Source organism: Methylobacterium sp. Leaf469, from assembly GCF_001424745.1.
Lineage (GTDB): Bacteria > Pseudomonadota > Alphaproteobacteria > Rhizobiales > Beijerinckiaceae > Methylobacterium.
Genome location: NZ_LMRE01000044.1, coordinates 16518 through 33444, shown reverse-complemented (window position 1 = coordinate 33444; position 16927 = coordinate 16518). Strand labels below are relative to the sequence as shown.

The window sequence follows — 16927 nt, the reverse complement described above, 5'->3', positions numbered from 1 at the left end:
ACTGGGCCAGGCCGAGACGCAAAAAGGCCCGGCTTCGCAGCCGGGCCAGTTCGTGTTCTCGAAGGTGTGGTGGTCCCGACCGGTCGGATGTCGCAGCGACACCGACCGGTCGAAAGCGGCTTAGAAGTCGCGCTGGATGCGCATGCGCATCTGGTAGGTGTCGTCGGCCGTGACCGTCTTGACGTTGCCGTTGGCGAGGTTGATCGCGTTGACGGCACCGTTGGAGCGGGTCTGATCGACCACACGGCCGCTCTGGACGCCGACCTTGGTGTAGAGGCCCTCGACGCCGATATCGAGATCCTTGACGGGCGACCAGATCAGGCTGGCGCCGGCGACGACCTGGTAGGTGTCACGCAGCACGGGGCTGACGTTGTAGGACGGCGTGCCGATGATGCCGGTGAACTGCGAGCCGGCGAGGGCATTGACGGTGGCGGCGCTGGCGCCGGGGGCGCCGGTGGCGGTGGCGTAGGCCAGGGCGTTGTTGAAGCGGGCGCCGCGGGCGAAGCTCAGCTCGCCGTAGCTGGCGAAGATCGCCGAACGCCACTCGGGCGACCAGTAATGCAGGAACGAACCGACGACGGTGAACGAGGTCGAGAGCTCGATCTTACCCGTGAGCGGGTTGAGGGTCGCATCCGACATGTAGGGGTCGAAGGCGGCGCCCGCGATGGTGCTGACGCGGGAGGCGTAGGACCCGTTGTACGAGGAGTAGCCGGTGTAGAGGGTCGCGCCCTCGCCGTAGGCGCCCTGGAGGTAGAAGGTGTCGCCGGGGGCGATGAACGGCATGTTGATCTTCACGCCGCCCTGCACGGCCCAGCCGAACTCGGAGGCGGGACGGGCGGTGAAGCCGGCGAAGTTGGCGATCGGCACGCCGGCCGGGGGAGCGCCCGCGGCGTAGCCCTGGATGAAGTTGGCGGTGTTGAGCTCCTTGGCGGCGGCCGAGAGCTGGGCCGAACCCCAGGCGGCGTCGTAGCGCAGGACACCGACGAAGTCCGGCACGCGGTTGCGCTGGGACACGTCGACGGCGCCGAAGACCGGGCGACCGAAGGCATCGGTGCTGATCAGGACGCGCTGCGGCGCAGGCGAGGTGGTGGCTTCCTGCGAGTAGATGGTGTTGCGGCGGAAGCTCGGGTCTTCCAGCGAGACCGTGGCGGAGAAGCCGCCGGTGCCGAGCTTGGTGGTGTAGGCGAGCAGGTTGGTGGAGGCGAGGTCCGAACCGCCGGTGGCGGAGCTGATCTCGAAGTCGTGGGCGTAGAAGTCGAAGAACGAGGAGGCGCGACCGGCGGTGAGGCCGGCGAACTGGATGAAGGCCTTCTCGGTGCTCACGAACTGCTGGACGCGGCCGAACTGATCCTGACCGCTGGCGCCGAAGGCGTTGCCGATGCGCTCCTGGGTGCCCGAGCGCAGGCCCTGGGTCGAACCGGTGCGAGAGGCGAATTCGAGGCGGGTGAAGGCGCGCAGGGTGCCGTAGGCGGTCTGGGTGCGGGCGTCGACGTTGATGCGGGCGAGGCCACGGTAGCCGGTGGTGTCACCGTTGCTGCCCGAGCGGCTGTCCTGCTGCTGGTAGCCGATTTCGAGGCGGGCGCGGCCGGAGAGACGGATGCAGGTCTCGGTGCCGGGGATGTAGAAGAAGCCGGCGCCGTAGGCGGAGCAGACGCGAACGTATTCGATGGGGGCAGCCTTCTTGACCGGAAGGTCGGCTGCGTGTGCTCCAGCGACGGCTGCAAAACCAGCAGCAGAGGCAAGAAGCGAGCTCTTCAAGAGCTTCATTGATATCTCCAAAAGCTTCGAGACCCGAGGGATGAACGATTTCGGGCATGGTGATCCGGCGGACCACGACCCGTGTCGTCCTTATTTTTCAACAGCCGAGCGATGTTCGCTGGTTTGCAGAAGTGTTGCGCTGGCGATGCCCCCAGTGCCCAGTCACTCTGTGCGAGCCGGTTCCGCCGGGCAACTCGAAAACGTGATCAGCACAGCGGTTCCGCTGCCGTGTTGCGGCCATGCAACGTTGCACAGGCGGCTAAGCGTATGACGCACAGGCGGTTTCCGGGCCGCTGCGACGCGCGCCTAGACCTGGACCAGGGAGAACAAACTGCCCTATAACGGCTCAACCTTGAATTATGATTCCGCTTCTAGATTGAAAAAGGCCTGAAATCATTCTTCCGTTGATTTGAATGGCGTTTTCTGAGGCAGGCACGGGATTATTTTCAAGATGGATGCCGAGTCGGAGCCGACGCTTGGCATACCAAGCGATCCCGTCGGGCGATCCCGGTGGATCGGCCATCACGGCCCGGCGGCGTCCACACCCCCTGTGGATGACGCGGGGCCCGGCCTCCCAGCTCCGGGTAAGCCCGTGCGAATCGGGCGACGCCGGGGGATCGGGGTCCTGAGATCCGAAGGCGGCCAAGCGGCTTCGTCCCCCGGGCGTCCCGGGTGACGCAACACCGACGGTCCCCGGCCCGAGGCCCGACCCCGCGCTGTCGAGGCCATGCCCCGAGCGGTTCCATGGCGCCGATGGGCCGGGTGGGACTGCTCGGTCCCCCTCAGGCGGCGCGCAGGCGAGCGGCGGCCTCGGCCGAGCGGCGGATCACCGCTTCCTCGGGCAAGCCCGCGGGCACCACCCAGGAGCCGCCCACGCACAGCACCGGCTTCAGGGCGAGCCAGTCGGGCGCGGTGGCCTCGGTGATGCCGCCGGTCGGGCAGAAGCGGACGGCGTGGAACGGCCCGGCCAGAGCCTTGAGGGCCTTGATGCCGCCGGCGGCCTCGGCCGGGAAGAACTTGAACCGATCGAGGCCGTGATCGAGGCCGCGCATGATGTCGGCCGAATTGGCGATGCCCGGCAGGTAGGGCACGCCCCGGTCGATGGCCGCGCGGGTGAGGGACTCGGTGAGGCCCGGGCTGACGACGAACCGGGCGCCCGCCTGCAGGGCGGCGTCGAGATCGCGCGGGTTGAGCACGGTGCCGGCGCCGACGACGGCGCCCTCGACCCCGGACATGATGCGGATCACCTCCAGGGCGGCGGGGGTGCGCAGGGTCACCTCCAGGGCGGTGAGGCCGCCGGCCACCAGCGCCCGGGCGATGGGCTCGGCATGGGCCACGTCCTCGACCACCAGCACGGGGATGACGGGAACGGAGCGCATCAGCGCGTCGATGCTGGTCATGGGGCGATCCTCGGGGTTCGGGAAGCGGAGGCTATCATACCAAACGCGTGCGCTCGCCTGGGATCGAGCGGTCGCAACGGGCTCCCTCTCCCGGAAGGAGAGGAAGCCCCCGCCTTGCCTCTCCCTCGCGGAGACACGCGGCGAACCGATGGGCCGGAAAGGCCATCCTACAATCCGGCGGCGGCCAGCATGGCGGAGGCGCCCTGCTCGGCGCCGTCGGCGCCGTGGCGCAGGAAAGCGAACAACTCGCGGCCGGTGCCGAAGGCGGGCGCGGGGGCCGCGGCGTCATCGCGACGATCCCATTCGGCGGGATCGACGAGGACTTCGAGGCTGCCGTCCTCCGCGCTGAGGCGGACCCTGTCGCCGTCGCGGATCTTCGCAAGGGGGCCGCCGCCGAGGGCTTCGGGGCTGAGATGGATCGCCGCCGGGACCTTGCCGGACGCCCCCGACATGCGCCCGTCGGTGACGAGAGCCACGCGAAACCCCCGGTCCTGCAGCACGCCGAGCTGGGGCGTGAGCTTGTGGAGTTCGGGCATCCCGTTGGCGCGCGGCCCCTGGAATCGCACCACCACCACGACGTCGCATTCGAGTTCGCCGGCCTTGAACGCCGCCAGGACGTCGTCCTGGTCGTCGAAGACGCGGGCGGGCGCCTCGATGGTCCAGCGCGACGGCTCGACGGCGCTGGTCTTGAACGTCGCCCGGCCGAGATTGCCCTTCACGAGGCGCATGCCGCCATCCGTCTGGAACGGGTCGGCGGGGCCGCGCAGGATGCTCTCGTCGTGGGATTTTTCCGGCGCGTCCTCGAACACCAGCGCGTCGTCGACGAGCTTGGGGTCGCGGGCATGATCGCGCAGGCGCGTGCCCGCCACCGTCAGGATGTCGTCGTGCAGCAGCCCGGCGTCGATCAGGCTGGCGATGACGTAGCTCATGCCGCCGGCGGCGTGGAAGTGGTTCACGTCGCCCGAGCCGTTGGGATAGACCTTGGCAACCTGGGGCACCACCGCCGAGAGCCGGTCGAAATCCTCCCAGTCGAGGACGATGCCGGCGGCCCGCGCCATAGCGGGCAGGTGGATGGCGTGGTTCGTCGAGCCGCCGGTGGCGAGCAGCCCCACCACGGCGTTGACGATGGCCTTCTCGTCAATGCAGTGGCCGAGCGGCCGGTAATCGTTGCCCGTGGCGCCGATCTCGGAGAGGCGGTGCACGGCGGCCCGGGTCACGGCCTGGCGCAGCTTCGTGCCCGGATTGATGAACGAGGCGCCGGGCATGTGCAGGCCCATCACGTCCATCATCATCTGGTTGGAATTCGCCGTGCCGTAGAAGGTGCAGGTGCCGGCCCCGTGATAGGAAGCGGATTCGGATTCGAGCAGTTCGTCGCGCCCGACCTTGCCCTCGGCGTAGAGCTGGCGGACGCGCTGCTTCTCCTTGTTGGCGATTCCGGACGGCATGGGTCCCGCCGGGATCAGGATCATCGGCAGGTGGCCGAAGCGCAGGGCCCCGATGATGAGGCCCGGCACGATCTTGTCGCAGATGCCGAGCAGGGCGGCGGAATCGAACATGCCGTGGCTGAGCGCGATGGCGGTGGAGAGCGCGATGGTGTCGCGCGAGAACAAGGACAGCTCCATGCCGCGCTGGCCTTGGGTGACCCCGTCGCACATGGCCGGCACGCCGCCCGCCACCTGCGCCGTCGCGCCGACCTCGCGGGCGAAGATCTTCATCTGCTCGGGGTAGCGGCCGTAGGGCTGATGGGCCGAGAGCATGTCGTTGTAGGCCGTGACGATGGCCATATTCATGGTGCGGCCGGCGCGGATCGCCGGCTTGTCCTCGCCGGAGGCCGCGAAGCCGTGGGCGAGGTTGCCGCAATTGAGCATCGGCCGGTGGACGCCGTGGTCCCGCTCGCGGGCGACGAGATCGAGATACGCCGTTCGCGTCGGCCTGGAGCGCTCGGTCACCCGCGCGGTGACGGCGGCGATCTCGGGGTGAAGCTCGGTCATGTCTGGTCCTCGCGTGGTGCGAAGTCTGGCGCGAAGTCTGGAACGCCTTCAGACCACGGCGGCACCGCCGTGGCTACCGGGGCGTCCGGTCAGTGCCCTGAGGCAAGGGTCGCGCCGGGCTTGTCGTGGGTGGCGAGACGCTCGACCAGGGTGGCGGTCGCGGCGTTCATGCCGACGATCTCGACGGTTACGCCGTGGTGGCGGAACTTCAGCACCACCCGGTCGAGGGCGTTGACGCCGGTGATGTCCCAGAAATGGGCCGCCGTGAGGTCGATAACCAGGCGCTCGAGGCCGTCCTCGCGAAAGTCGAAGGCGTCGTGGAAGGCTTGCCCCGTGGCGAAGAAGATCTGCCCCGTCACCCGATAGGTGCGCGTGCCGCCGGTGCGCTCCGAGGCGACGGCGAAGAACCGCGTCACCTTGTGGGCGAAGAACAGGCCGCTGAGCACCACGCCGAACAGCACGCCCCGGGCGAGGTCGTGGGTCGCCACCACCACCGCGACGGTGCCGAGCATCACGACGCTCGAACTCTTGGGGTGGGTGAGCAGGGTGCGGACGGAGCCCCATTGGAAGGTGTTGATCGACACCATGATCATCACGGCGACCAAAGCCGCCATGGGGATCTGGGCGACGTAGGGCCCGAGCACCACGATGAGGAACAGCAGGAACGCGCCCGCCCACATGGTCGAGAGCCGGCCGCGCCCGCCCGACGAGACGTTGATCACCGACTGGCCGATCATGGCGCATCCGGCCATGCCGCCGAAGCACCCGGCGGTGATGTTGGCGAGACCCTGGCCGGCGCATTCGCGGTTCTTGTTCGAACCGGTGTCGGTCATCTCGTCGAGGATGGCGGCCGTCATCAGGCTCTCGAGCAGGCCCACCATGGTGAGGGTGAGCGCGTAGGGCAGGACGATCCGCAGGGTCTCCCACGTGAACGGCACCTGCGGCAGGGCGAAGAACGGCAGTTCCGTCGGCAGGGCCCCCATGTCGCCGACGCGGTGGATCGGCAGGCCGAACGCGACGGCGACGATCGTGAGCAGCACGATGGTCACCAGCGGCGAGGGCACGGCCCTCGTGAGGTACGGCAGGCCGTAGATCAGGGCGAGGCCGGCGGCCGTCATGGCGTAGACCGTCGCGCCCTGGCCTAAGAGTTCCGGCATCTGCGCGAGGAAGATGAGGATCGCGAGCGCATTGACGAAGCCGGTGACGACGGAGCGCGAGACGAACCGCATGAGGTTGCCGAGCTTCAGCGCCCCTGCGCCGATCTGCAGGAATCCCGTCAGGATGGTGGCGGCGAAGAGGTAGCCGAGGCCGTGCTCCTTCACGAGGGTCACCATCACGAGCGCCATGGCGCCGGTGGCGGCCGAGATCATGGCCGGGCGCCCGCCCGCGAAGGCCGAGACCACGGCGATGCAGAACGAGGCGTAGAGGCCGACCTTGGGGTCGACCCCGGCGATGAGGGAGAACGCGATGGCCTCGGGAATGAGCGCGAGGGCCACCACCGTCCCGGCCAGGAGTTCGCGCGTGACATCGGGAGCCCACTCGCTCCGCAGGTTGCGTCGGGTCATGGAAGATCAGTCCGTTCGCCCCGTGCGCGGGCCGGCCCGTTCGGGGCTGCGGCGTCGGGGGATGCCAGGAGGAGGCGCGGCGCCCATGCGGGCATCCGCGCGGAAACGCGGTCCGGTGCGGACGCCCTATGGCGGCCCGAGACGGCAGTAGAGTCTTGCGCGGTCCTTCAGCATGTCCGCCCCATAACACGCGCCTCTCGCGAAGGGAAAGAACGGCCGAAAACCATCGCGTGATGCAAGGCCGCGCGGCGTTTACGGTCCTGCAAGCGAAATGTACGAAATTAAACCGAGTCGTACTGCCGGAAGAGACGTGTCGCCCCGATGTTACAGAGCGAAATCGATGCGAACCGGTTTCGTCCCTGGTACAGACTTTCGTTGCCGCCCGACCTCGAAGCGCGGTTTCGGGCCGGGGACGATGCGGGCTCGGGCACCTACATCCGCTCCTGGCTCCTCGTCTTCATCCTGTTCAACATCCTGTCGCTGAAGCTCGACTACGAGGTGTTCGGACCGGACGCGTTCGCCGTTCCGGCCTTCCTCACCCTCGGGGTGTTCACGCCGGTCGCCTGCCTGGCGATCCTGTCCCTGAACGACCGCCCCTCACCCCTGCGCCGAACCGTGGCGGCGACGGTGACGAGCCTGCTCGACATGGCCATCGTCCTCAACGGCGCCCGGACGGTGCCGGACGGGCATGCCGACGTCTACATGGTCCTCGCGGTGATCGTGCCCCTCGTGGTCGGCCTCATCGCCGCCCTGTCGTTCCGGCACAGCCTCGTGTTCTGCGGCCTCTCGTTCGCGCTCTACCTCGGCTGGGTGGTGGCCCTGCACGAGGGTGACCTCGCCGGGAACGGCCTGCCGCTCCTCGTGGCGAGCCTGATCCTGGTTCCGATCAAGGTGAGTTTCTCGCGGGAGCGGCAGGAGAAGCAGGCGTTCCTCCTGCGGCTCTCCGTGGAAGCGCAGGCCGCCGAACTGACGCAGGCCAATGCCCGCCTCAAGGTCCTGTCGGAGATCGACGCCCTCACGGGCCTCGCCAACCGGCGCGTCTTCGACGCGACCCTGGCTGCGGCGTGGGACGGGGCCGAGGATTGGTGCTGCGTGGTCGCCATCGACATCGACCGCTTCAAGGACCTGAACGACACGGCGGGCCACCCCGAAGGCGACCGCTGTCTCGCCGCCATCGCGGCCGCCCTCGACGGGCCGACGCGGGCGGCGGGGGGCCTCCTCGCCCGCTACGGCGGCGAGGAGTTCATGGCCTTCGTTCCCGCCTGCACTCCGGAAGACGCCCTCGATTTCGGCGAGCGCCTGCGAGCGGCCGTGGAGACCATCGGCTTCCGCTATCGCAAGAACGGCCGCGACCGGACGGTCACCGTCAGTGTCGGGATCACCGCCGCACATGGTGCGACGCGGGCCTGCGGCGTTCGGCCCTCCGGTCTGCTCAAGGTTGCCGATCTCGCGCTCTACGACGCCAAGAGCCGGGGCCGGAACCGCGTCGAGGCCCGACCCGTCCTGCCTGACGCCGCCAACCGCGATGCCGGACCGCGAGACGGGATCTCTGGCGCGTACTCCGATACCGGGTCCGGCGCCTATTCGGCCGCGTTCTCGTAGGGCGCCGCCGCCTCGCCGAGGAAGCCGCCGGACTGGCGCTGCCACAGACGGGCGTAGAGACCGCCCGAGCGGATGAGGGCCGCATGGGTCCCCTCCTCGACGATGCGCCCGGCATCGATGACGAGGAGACGGTCCAGCGCCGCGATGGTCGAGAGGCGGTGGGCGATGGCCAGCACGGTCTTGCCCTGCATCAGGGTGTCGAGGCTGTCCTGGATCGCCGCCTCGACTTGGCTGTCGAGGGCCGAGGTCGCCTCGTCGAGGATCAGGATCGGCGCATCCTTGAGGATCACCCGCGCGATGGCGATGCGCTGGCGCTGGCCGCCGGACAGCTTGACCCCGCGCTCGCCGACCTGGGCGTCGTAGCCGGTGCGGCCCTTGTGATCGACGAGGGCGCGGATGAAGGTATCGGCCTCCGCCAGACGCGCCGCCCGCTCGACCTCCGCCAGGGTGGCGTCGGGGCGTCCGTAGGCGATGTTGTCCCGGATCGAGCGGTGCAGGAGCGAGGTGTCCTGGGTCACCATGGCGATGGCGCTGCGCAGGGACCCTTGCGTGACCTCGGCGATGTCCTGACCGTCGACCAGAATGCGGCCGCTCTCCAGGTCGTGCAGGCGCAGCAGCAGCGCCGTGATGGTGGTCTTGCCCGCGCCGCTCACGCCGACGAGCCCCACCTTCTCACCCGCCCGGATGTGGAGGTTCAGACGCTCGATGATGCTGGAATCATCGCGCCCATAGTGAAAACTCACGTCCTCGAAGCGGATGTCGCCGCCGGTGACCCGCAGGGTGGCGGCCTCGGGCCGGTCGGTGATGGCGTGCGGACGCGCGATGGTCTGCATGCTCTCCTGGATCACCCCGACATTCTCGAAGATGCCGCGCACGGTCTGCATCACCCAGCCCGACATGGCCATGAGGCGCAGCACCAGGGCGAGCCCGGCCGCCGCTTCGCCCGTGGTCATGCCGCCACGCTGCCACAAGACGAGACAGACGCCCGCCGTGGAGACGATGAGGGCGCTGTTGAGGACGCCCAGCACCGTGGTGGTGGAGCTGACGAGGCGGAACTGGTGCAGGTAGGCGCGTGTGTGAATGTCGACGGCGTCGCGCACCGCCGCGCGCTCCTCGCGGTCGCGGGCGAACAGCTTCACGGTGAGGATGTTGGTGTAGCTGTCGACGATGCGCCCGATGAGGGCCGAGCGGGTGTCGGCCGTGACCAGCGACCGGGTGCGGGCGCGGGGCACGAACCAGCGGGTGAGGAAGCCGTAGGCCAGCACCCACAGGACCACCGGCAGGGCGAGCCACAGGGAGATGGACCCGAACAGGCCCACCGCCGTCACGGCGTAGATCGCCACGTACAGGAGCGTGTCGATGAACACGACGGCGAGTTCGCGCACCGCCGGCCCGACCTGCACGACGCGGTTGGCGAGCCGCCCGGCGAAATCCGCCTGGAAATAGGAAAGCGAGTGGCCGAGCGTGTAGAGATGCGTGCGCCAGCGGATCTGGTTCGTCACCTGGGGCACGATGAGCTGGTTCGACAGGATCTCGTGCAGCCAGATCGTGATCGGCCGCACCACCAGCACCAACCCGGCGGCGAGGAGGATCTTGGTGCCGTGATCGGCCCAGAACGTCGCCCGATCGGCGGTGTTGAGGAGGTCGATGAACCAGCCCATGAGCAGGTAGAGCGACGCCTCGACGGTGCCGGCGACGATCGCCACCAGGAACAAGGCGAGGAGCGCCGCCCGCACGGGCTTCAGGTAGAAGCCGGCGAAGCCCAGCACGGTCTTGGGCGGCATGCGCCCGTCATCGAACGGCGCGAACGGTTCGATGCGGCGCTCGAGCCAGTCGAGAAACATGAGATGTCCGATATGCGGTTGCGGCAGCGCCCTTATAGCTAGGCAGCGTAGGGCCCCTGCCAACCGGAGGCGATGCCGCACGAGAATCCGCCTGCCTTACTTGGTGCTTCCATCCGATACGCCAGCCACCCCTTCCCCAACTGCGACGTCGCCCATGCTCCGCCTCGCCCTCTACCAGCCAGATATTCCGCAGAACACCGGCACCCTGCTGCGCCTCGCGGCCTGCCTCGGGATCGCCGTCGAGATCATCGAGCCGGCCGGGTTCGACGTGTCGGACCGGCACCTGCGCCGCTCGGGGCTGGACTACCTCGACCACGTGACGATCACGCGCCACCGCTCGTGGACCGCGTTCGACGGGTGGCGCCGGCAAGCCGGCCTGCGCCTCGTCCTGGCGACGACGCAGGGCGCCCTGCCGTACGGCGACTTCGCCTACGGCTCGGACGATTGCCTGCTCATGGGCCGGGAATCCGCCGGGGTGCCGGATTCCGTCCATGCGGCCGCCGATGCCCGGGTGGTGGTGCCGATCCGGCCCGGATTGCGCTCCCTCAACGTCGCCGTCTGCGCCGCCATGATCCTCGGCGAGGGCCTGCGCCAGACGGACGGTTTCCCGGGCGGCGCGCAAGCGCCTATTTGAACGCCGTGCATAAACGCACTTGAACACCGTTCAATCCGTGGCAATCTCCTCCTCGACGGCAGCGCCCGTCGCTCGGGAGACCGCCCCATGTTCAACCTGTTTCGAACCCTCGCCCGTGGCGCCGCCGCCCAGGCCCGGGAAGACCTCATCGACCGCAACGCCCTGCTGATCCTCGACCAGCAGATCCGCGAGACCCGCGTCTCCCTGGAGCGCAGCCGCATGGCCCTGGCGACGGCGGTGGCCGGCGACACGTCCGAGGCCCGCCGCCTCGCCGAGGTGGAGAGCCGCGCCAGGGACCTCGAAGACCGGGCCGTCGCCGCCCTCGACGCCGGCCGCGAGGACCTCGCCCGGGACGCCGCCGACGCCATCGCCGAACTCGAATCCGAAGCCGAGGCCATCCGCACCGCGCGGACGCGGTTCGCCCGCGAACTCACCCGCATCCGCGCCGTGGTGAGCGACGCCACCCGCCGGCAGGCGGAACTGGAGCGGGGCCGGCGCATCGCGGCGGCGGCCGAATCCGCCCGCCGCCTCGGCGTCGCCGCCGCACCGGAGGACCGCGCCACCCTGCGGGAAGCCGAGGCGACCCTGGCCCGCCTGCGCAGCCTCCAGGCGCATGCCGCGGACACCGAAGCGGCCCTGGCCGAAGCCGAGCCCGGCGCCGACATCGCCGAGCGTTTGGAGCGCGAAGGGTTTGGGAAAGCGACGCGTCCGACGGGAAGTGCGGTGCTCGAACGCCTACGCCAGCGCGCGACCGCCCAAGCCTGATTCACGCACTTGCCCTGCGAAATACCCCCTTCAAAAAGGACCGATCCCATGACCAACGAAACCACGCAGCATTCCGGCGCCTGGGTCGCCTTCACCTACGCGTCGTTCCTCGGCGCCGCCCTGATGGTGGCGCTCGGCATCCTGTTCATGCCCATCGACATCTGGATGAAGGGCTACTTCGCCATGGGGGTGATCATGCTGGTCCAGTCGTGCATCACCGCCACCAAGACGGTCCGCGACGTCCACGAGGGCCGCCGCATGGTCAACCGCATCGAGGACGCCAAGACCGAGCGTCTGCTGATGTCGGTCGGCAAGGATTGAGGGCGAGGCGACGGCGAGGATTGAACCGCCGGGATCGATATGGGACATCGGGGCCATGACGCGCCCCGACACGCCCTTCACGCCCCTGCCCGAAGCCGCGCTGACGGCCCTCAAGGGCGAGGCGACGGCGTGGTTCACCACCCTGCGCGACCGCATCGTCGCCGCCCTGGAGACCCTGGAGAACGAGGCGACGGGGCCGTTCCACGAGGACGCGCCGGCCGAGGCCGGACGATTCGAGAAGACGCCCTGGGAGCGCACGGATCACACCGGCAAGCCCGGCGGCGGCGGCACCATGGCGATCCTCAAGGGGCGGGTGTTCGAGAAGGCCGGCGTCCACGTCTCGGCGGTGCACGGCGAGTTCGCGCCGGAGTTCCGGGCGCAGATGCCGGGGGCCGCGGAGGATCCGCGCTTCTTCGCCACCGGCATCTCGCTCATCGCCCATCCGTGGAACCCGAACGCGCCCACGGTCCACATGAACACCCGGTTCGTGGCCACCACGCGGACGTGGTTCGGCGGCGGCGCCGACCTGACGCCGGTCCTCGACCGCCGGCGCAACCAGGACGACCCCGACACGCTCACCTTCCACGCCGCCATGAAGGCGGCCTGCGACGCCCATGCGCCGGCCGCCGACTACGCCCGCTACAAGGCGTGGTGCGAGGAGTACTTCTATCTGCCGCACCGCAAGGAGCCGCGCGGCATCGGCGGGATCTTCTACGATTATCATTGGACCGGCGATCCGGCGGCGGATCTCGCCTACACCCGCGACGTGGGCGGGGCCTTCCTCGAGGCCTATCCGGCGATCATGCGCGCCAACATGGGCACGCCCTGGACGGAGGCGGACCGGCTGGAGCAGCAGGTCCGGCGCGGGCGCTACGTCGAGTTCAACCTGCTGCACGACCGCGGCACCATCTTCGGCCTCAAGACCGGCGGCAACGTCGCGTCGATCCTGTCGTCCCTGCCGCCGACCGTGCGCTGGCCGTGAGCGAGACCGCGCTGCCGACCCGGTTCGCGCCGCAGCAGGATGCGGCGCTGAAAGCCATCGCCGACTGGCGCAAGGGCGGGGGCGCCCAGGTGTTCCGCCTGTTCGGCTATGCGGGCACCGGCAAGACCACGCTGGCCCGCCGCATCGCCGACGACGTCGACGGTACCGTGGTGTTCGGCGCCTTCACGGGCAAGGCGGCCTCGGTGATGCGGTCGAAGGGCTGCCACGACGCGGCGACGATCCACAGCCTGATCTACCGCACCAAGGAGACGGAGGACGGCGGCCCCGCCTTCACCCTCAACCGCACCGGGCCCATCGCCAAGGCCGAACTCGTCATCATCGACGAGTGCTCCATGGTGGATTCCGACCTCGGCAACGACCTCCTGTCCTTCGACAAGCCCGTGCTGGTGCTGGGCGATCCGGCGCAGCTGCCGCCCGTGCGCGGCGGCGGCTTCTTCACCGAGGCCGAGCCCGACGTGATGCTCACGGAGGTCCATCGCCAGGCCGCCGACGACCCCATCGTCCGCATGGCGATGACGATCCGCGAGGGCGGCCGCCTCACCCTCGGCGAGTACGGCCGCAGCCGCGTGGTCTCCCGGCGCAGCCTCGACCCCAACGAAGTGATCGCGGCCGACCAAGTGCTCGTCGGCATGAACAAGACCCGGCGGCTCTACAACAATCGCCTGCGCGAGATCGCCGGCCACACCGACCCGATGCCGGCGGTGGGCGAGAAGCTCGTCTGTCTCCGGAACGACCGCACCAAGGGCCTGCTCAACGGCTCGACCTGGACGGTGCAGGCCCAGCGCGCGGCCCAGCGCCCCGACACGATCCGCCTCGACGTGGTGCCGGACGACGATCCGGCGCTCCGCCGCCGCCCCGTGGACATCAAGGTGCTGCGCGCGGTGATGTCCGGCTCCGAGGAGGAGATCCCGGCCTTCCTCCGCCGTGAGACCGACGAGTTCACCTACGGCTACGCGCTCACCGTCCATAAAGCGCAGGGCTCGCAATGGGACAGCGTGGTCCTGTTCGACGAATCCTTCGCGTTCCGCGAGCACAGGGCGCGCTGGCTCTACACCGGCCTGACCCGGGCGGCGCAGGCGATCACGGTGGTGATGTAGGACCGCGCGACGCGGCAAGAACGCCTCGTGAAGCCAATCGCGAAGGTTGCGGACATGCGGGATTGTTGCCCGACCAAAGTCTGTCCGAAGACGAGCGGCCAGCTCATCAAATCCTCGCCACGACCGGATATAAACCAATGAATTCATGGACCGCTTGCGTCCGGATCGACGCCGACGCTCCGCGGAACTCAACACATGATCGAGCTGTATCGCAGAACACATTTACGTTCCTGTACTTCCGATCGCCGATGCCGAATGGTTGTGCGAAATAATCACCTTGGGTTGATGGCCGTCCATGACTGCAACCACGCCGAACGAAGCCGACCGTCTGGCCGATCTTCGTGCACTCGCCCTCGTCGGGACGCCGCCGGAGCCGCATTTCGATGCCGTCTGCCGGACGGCTCAGGCACTGTTCGGCGTTCCGATCTGCCTCGTCACCCTCGTCGATGAACACGAGCAGTGGTTCAAGGCCAAGTGCGGTCTGGCCCTGGAAGGCACGTCGCGCGCGGTGTCCTTCTGCAGTCATGCCATCCTCTCGGACGCGGTCATGGTGGTCGAAGACGCGGAGAACGACCCTCGATTCGCCTCGAATCCCCTTGTCACGGGCGCGCCGCATATCCGTTTCTACGCGGGCGCCCCACTGATCCTGCGACCGGGAGTCCGGGTCGGCACCCTGTGCCTGATCGGCACGAAGGCTCGGGCCCTCACCGATGCGGAGGCACGCCAACTCGAGGATCTAGCGCGCGTCGTCGTGGCTCACCTGCGCCTCCGCGGCGCCTTGCGGGCCGGAGAAGCCGCCGCCGAGCAACGTGCCCTCGATGTCGCCGCCCGCAGGAACGCCGAGCAGGCGGCGGCCGAGAGCGAGGCGCGCTACCGTGAAGCCCTGGACTCGACCCACGATGCCATCCTGGGCCAACTCGTCGAGGGGGTCATCGTCACCGACGGCAACGGCCGCATCACCCTCGTCAACGAAGCAGCGGGCAGGATTCTCGGGACGGTCCATCTCGACGTGACGCCCGATCAGTACAGCGACGCCTACCGCGTCTTCACCGAGGACGGTGCGCCCTACGATTCGCAGAACCTGCCCCTGGCACGTGCCGTCCGGGGCGAGACGGTCCTGGATGCCCGCTGGCGGGTCCGGCGGCCGGACGACACCGAAGTGCTGGGCATCGGCAGCGCCCGGCCGCTGCTGACCCGTGACGGACGGCAGATCGGCGCCGTCATGACGCTTCGGGACGACACCGCGCGCGATGCCGCCGAGCGGGCGCTTCGGGCGAGCGAGACGGAGCTGCGCGGATTGAACGCCACCCTGAGCGAGCGGGTCGCCGCCCGGACGCATGATGCCGAAACGGCCAAGCGGGAGGCCGAGCGGGCGAGCCTCGCCAAGACCGAGTTCCTGGCCTCCATGAGCCATGAGATCCGGACGCCCCTGAATGCGATCATCGGCTTCACCGACGTGATGATCGCCTCGGATCGGCTTCCCCCGGACCTCCGGCACCAGGCCGAACTCGTACGCACCTCCGGGTCGGCGTTGCTGACGATCGTCAACGACATCCTGGACTTCTCGAAGGTCGAGGCCGGAGCCGTCGTGCTGGACCGGCAGGCTTTCGATCCACGGGTGCTGATCGACAACTGCCTCAGCATCGTTCGAGGCTCCGCGGACCAGAAGGGCCTGGATGTCAGGGCGATGATCGACTCCGCTTTGCCCCCAAGCCTGAACGGAGACCAGGCGCGTCTCCGGCAGGTCCTGCTGAACCTCCTGAACAATGCGATCAAGTTCACGGCGCACGGCTCCGTGACACTCAATGCCCAGTACGAGGGTACAGGGGAAACCGGCGAGCGCCTGCGCTTCAGCGTGGAGGATACGGGCATCGGCATCGCCCGCGCGAAGCAGGATCGACTGTTTCAGCGCTTCTCGCAGATCGACGGCTCCATCGAGCGGAACTTCGGTGGGAGCGGCCTCGGCCTTGCCATCTGCAAGCAGCTGGTCGACCTCATGGGCGGCGAGATCGGCGTCCGCTCCGAGGAGGGCATGGGTGCAAGGTTCTGGTTCGCCCTGACACTGCCGCTCGGGACCGGCGAACCGTCGGCGCCGCGCGCCAGTTGCCCCCCCATCGCGCAGCGGCCCGGGCGGATCCTCCTCGTGGAGGACAACCGGATCAACCAGGACCTCGCCCGGGCGGTCCTCGAGGTCGCGGGCCATGCCGTCGAGATCGTTGCGGACGGAGCCTCCGCCATCCGCGCCGTGGCCGAAGGGTGCTACGATCTGATCCTGATGGACGTGCAGATGCCGGGTATGGATGGCATGACGGCGACCCGGCACATCCGTGCGCTCGGGGCCGAAGCGGCCACGATCCCCATCCTGGCGATGACCGCCAACGTGCTGCCGGACCAGATCCGGATGTTCCGGGCGGCCGGCATGGACGATCACGTGGGTAAGCCCTTCGCCCGGGCGGACCTCTATCGCATCATCGATCGGTGGCTGTCGCGGGCGCCGGCCCGGACGACCCAATCCGACCCGCTTGCCACGGGCGTCGATCGGAGCGGCGAGGATTTGAACCTGCTCGACCGAAGCGCCTACGACGCCATGATCGGCGTGATCGGCCGTGGGCCCGTCCACGACGCCCTGGGGATGCTCGCCGAGGAACTGGACGCGCGCTTCACCACGGCCGGGGAGACCGCGGCGGACCGGGATCAGCTGCGCTTCGAAGCGCATACCTGTGTGTCGTCCGCCGGCACGCTGGGTTTCCTCGCGCTCTCGAATGCCTGCCATGCCGTGGAGCTCTGCAGCGAGCAACGGATCGCCAGCGAAGGATCGGCGGTCTTCCAGGACCTGTTGGACGAAGCCCGTGGTCTGGCCCGGAGATCGGCGAGGCATGCCTTGCGGGTGGCGGCACAGCCGCCAAGCCACGCGTCGGTCCATGCGGGTGTCGAGCGCCGCAACTGA

Annotated in this window: 12 protein-coding genes; 7 read left to right on the top strand and 5 right to left on the bottom strand. The window is 68.9% G+C overall.

The genetic code is table 11. The features are described from left to right. Window positions 1-120: 120 nt before the first annotated feature. From ASG60_RS19305 to ASG60_RS19290, 4 genes are all read right to left on the bottom strand, one after another. Complete coding sequence (locus tag ASG60_RS19305; RefSeq protein WP_056387240.1) at window positions 121-1767, bottom strand: porin; 1647 nt, start codon at window positions 1765-1767, stop codon at window positions 121-123. Between the two features lie 773 nt (window positions 1768-2540). Further along, the gene (gene eda / locus ASG60_RS19300) at window positions 2541-3158 is read right to left on the bottom strand and encodes a bifunctional 4-hydroxy-2-oxoglutarate aldolase/2-dehydro-3-deoxy-phosphogluconate aldolase (protein ID WP_056267642.1); all 618 of its coding nucleotides are present in this window, start codon (window positions 3156-3158) and stop codon (window positions 2541-2543) included. A gap of 167 nt (window positions 3159-3325) precedes the next feature. Continuing rightward, window positions 3326-5149, bottom strand: a complete 1824-nt coding sequence (gene edd, locus ASG60_RS19295) for a phosphogluconate dehydratase (protein ID WP_056304389.1) — start codon at window positions 5147-5149, stop codon at window positions 3326-3328. Window positions 5150-5238: 89 nt separating this feature from the next. Continuing rightward, window positions 5239-6714, bottom strand: coding sequence for a SulP family inorganic anion transporter (locus ASG60_RS19290; RefSeq protein ID WP_056387238.1), 1476 nt, complete (start codon window positions 6712-6714; stop codon window positions 5239-5241). A 375-nt stretch (window positions 6715-7089) separates the two neighbouring features. Here ASG60_RS19290 and ASG60_RS19285 point away from each other — a divergent pair, with 375 nt between their 5' ends. Beyond that, window positions 7090-8316, top strand: a complete 1227-nt coding sequence (locus tag ASG60_RS19285) for a GGDEF domain-containing protein (protein WP_347379661.1) — start codon at window positions 7090-7092, stop codon at window positions 8314-8316. Here the strand turns inward: ASG60_RS19285 and ASG60_RS19280 are convergent. Beyond that, window positions 8295-10160 carry an ABC transporter ATP-binding protein gene (locus ASG60_RS19280; protein ID WP_056387236.1) on the bottom strand — a complete coding sequence of 622 codons (1866 nt, stop codon included), beginning with the start codon at window positions 10158-10160 and terminating at the stop codon, window positions 8295-8297. The genes ASG60_RS19285 and ASG60_RS19280 overlap by 22 nt on opposite strands. Window positions 10161-10314: 154 nt before the next feature. Between ASG60_RS19280 and ASG60_RS19275 the strand changes: the two genes are divergently transcribed. The 6 genes from ASG60_RS19275 (at window position 10315) to ASG60_RS19250 (ending at window position 16927) form a co-directional block, all read left to right on the top strand. Beyond that, window positions 10315-10794 (top strand): tRNA (cytidine(34)-2'-O)-methyltransferase, encoded by a 480-nt coding sequence (locus ASG60_RS19275; RefSeq protein WP_056267630.1) that lies wholly within the window; start codon window positions 10315-10317, stop codon window positions 10792-10794. Between the two features lie 87 nt (window positions 10795-10881). Continuing rightward, entirely contained in the window at window positions 10882-11559 is a 678-nt protein-coding gene (locus ASG60_RS19270; RefSeq protein ID WP_056387233.1) for a PspA/IM30 family protein, read from the top strand. Between the two features lie 48 nt (window positions 11560-11607). Beyond that, window positions 11608-11880: a YiaA/YiaB family inner membrane protein gene (locus tag ASG60_RS19265; RefSeq protein WP_056175765.1), complete on the top strand. Its 273-nt coding sequence runs from the start codon at window positions 11608-11610 to the stop codon at window positions 11878-11880. A 55-nt stretch (window positions 11881-11935) separates the two neighbouring features. Then, a complete protein-coding gene (gene hemF / locus ASG60_RS19260; RefSeq protein ID WP_056387231.1) occupies window positions 11936-12862 on the top strand; it encodes an oxygen-dependent coproporphyrinogen oxidase in 927 nt (308 codons plus the stop codon). Continuing rightward, a complete protein-coding gene (locus ASG60_RS19255) occupies window positions 12859-13980 on the top strand; it encodes an AAA family ATPase (RefSeq protein ID WP_056267622.1) in 1122 nt (373 codons plus the stop codon). Before hemF ends, ASG60_RS19255 begins: the two co-directional genes overlap by 4 nt. 295 nt (window positions 13981-14275) lie before the next feature. Next, window positions 14276-16927, top strand: coding sequence for an ATP-binding protein (locus ASG60_RS19250; RefSeq protein WP_056387230.1), 2652 nt, complete (start codon window positions 14276-14278; stop codon window positions 16925-16927).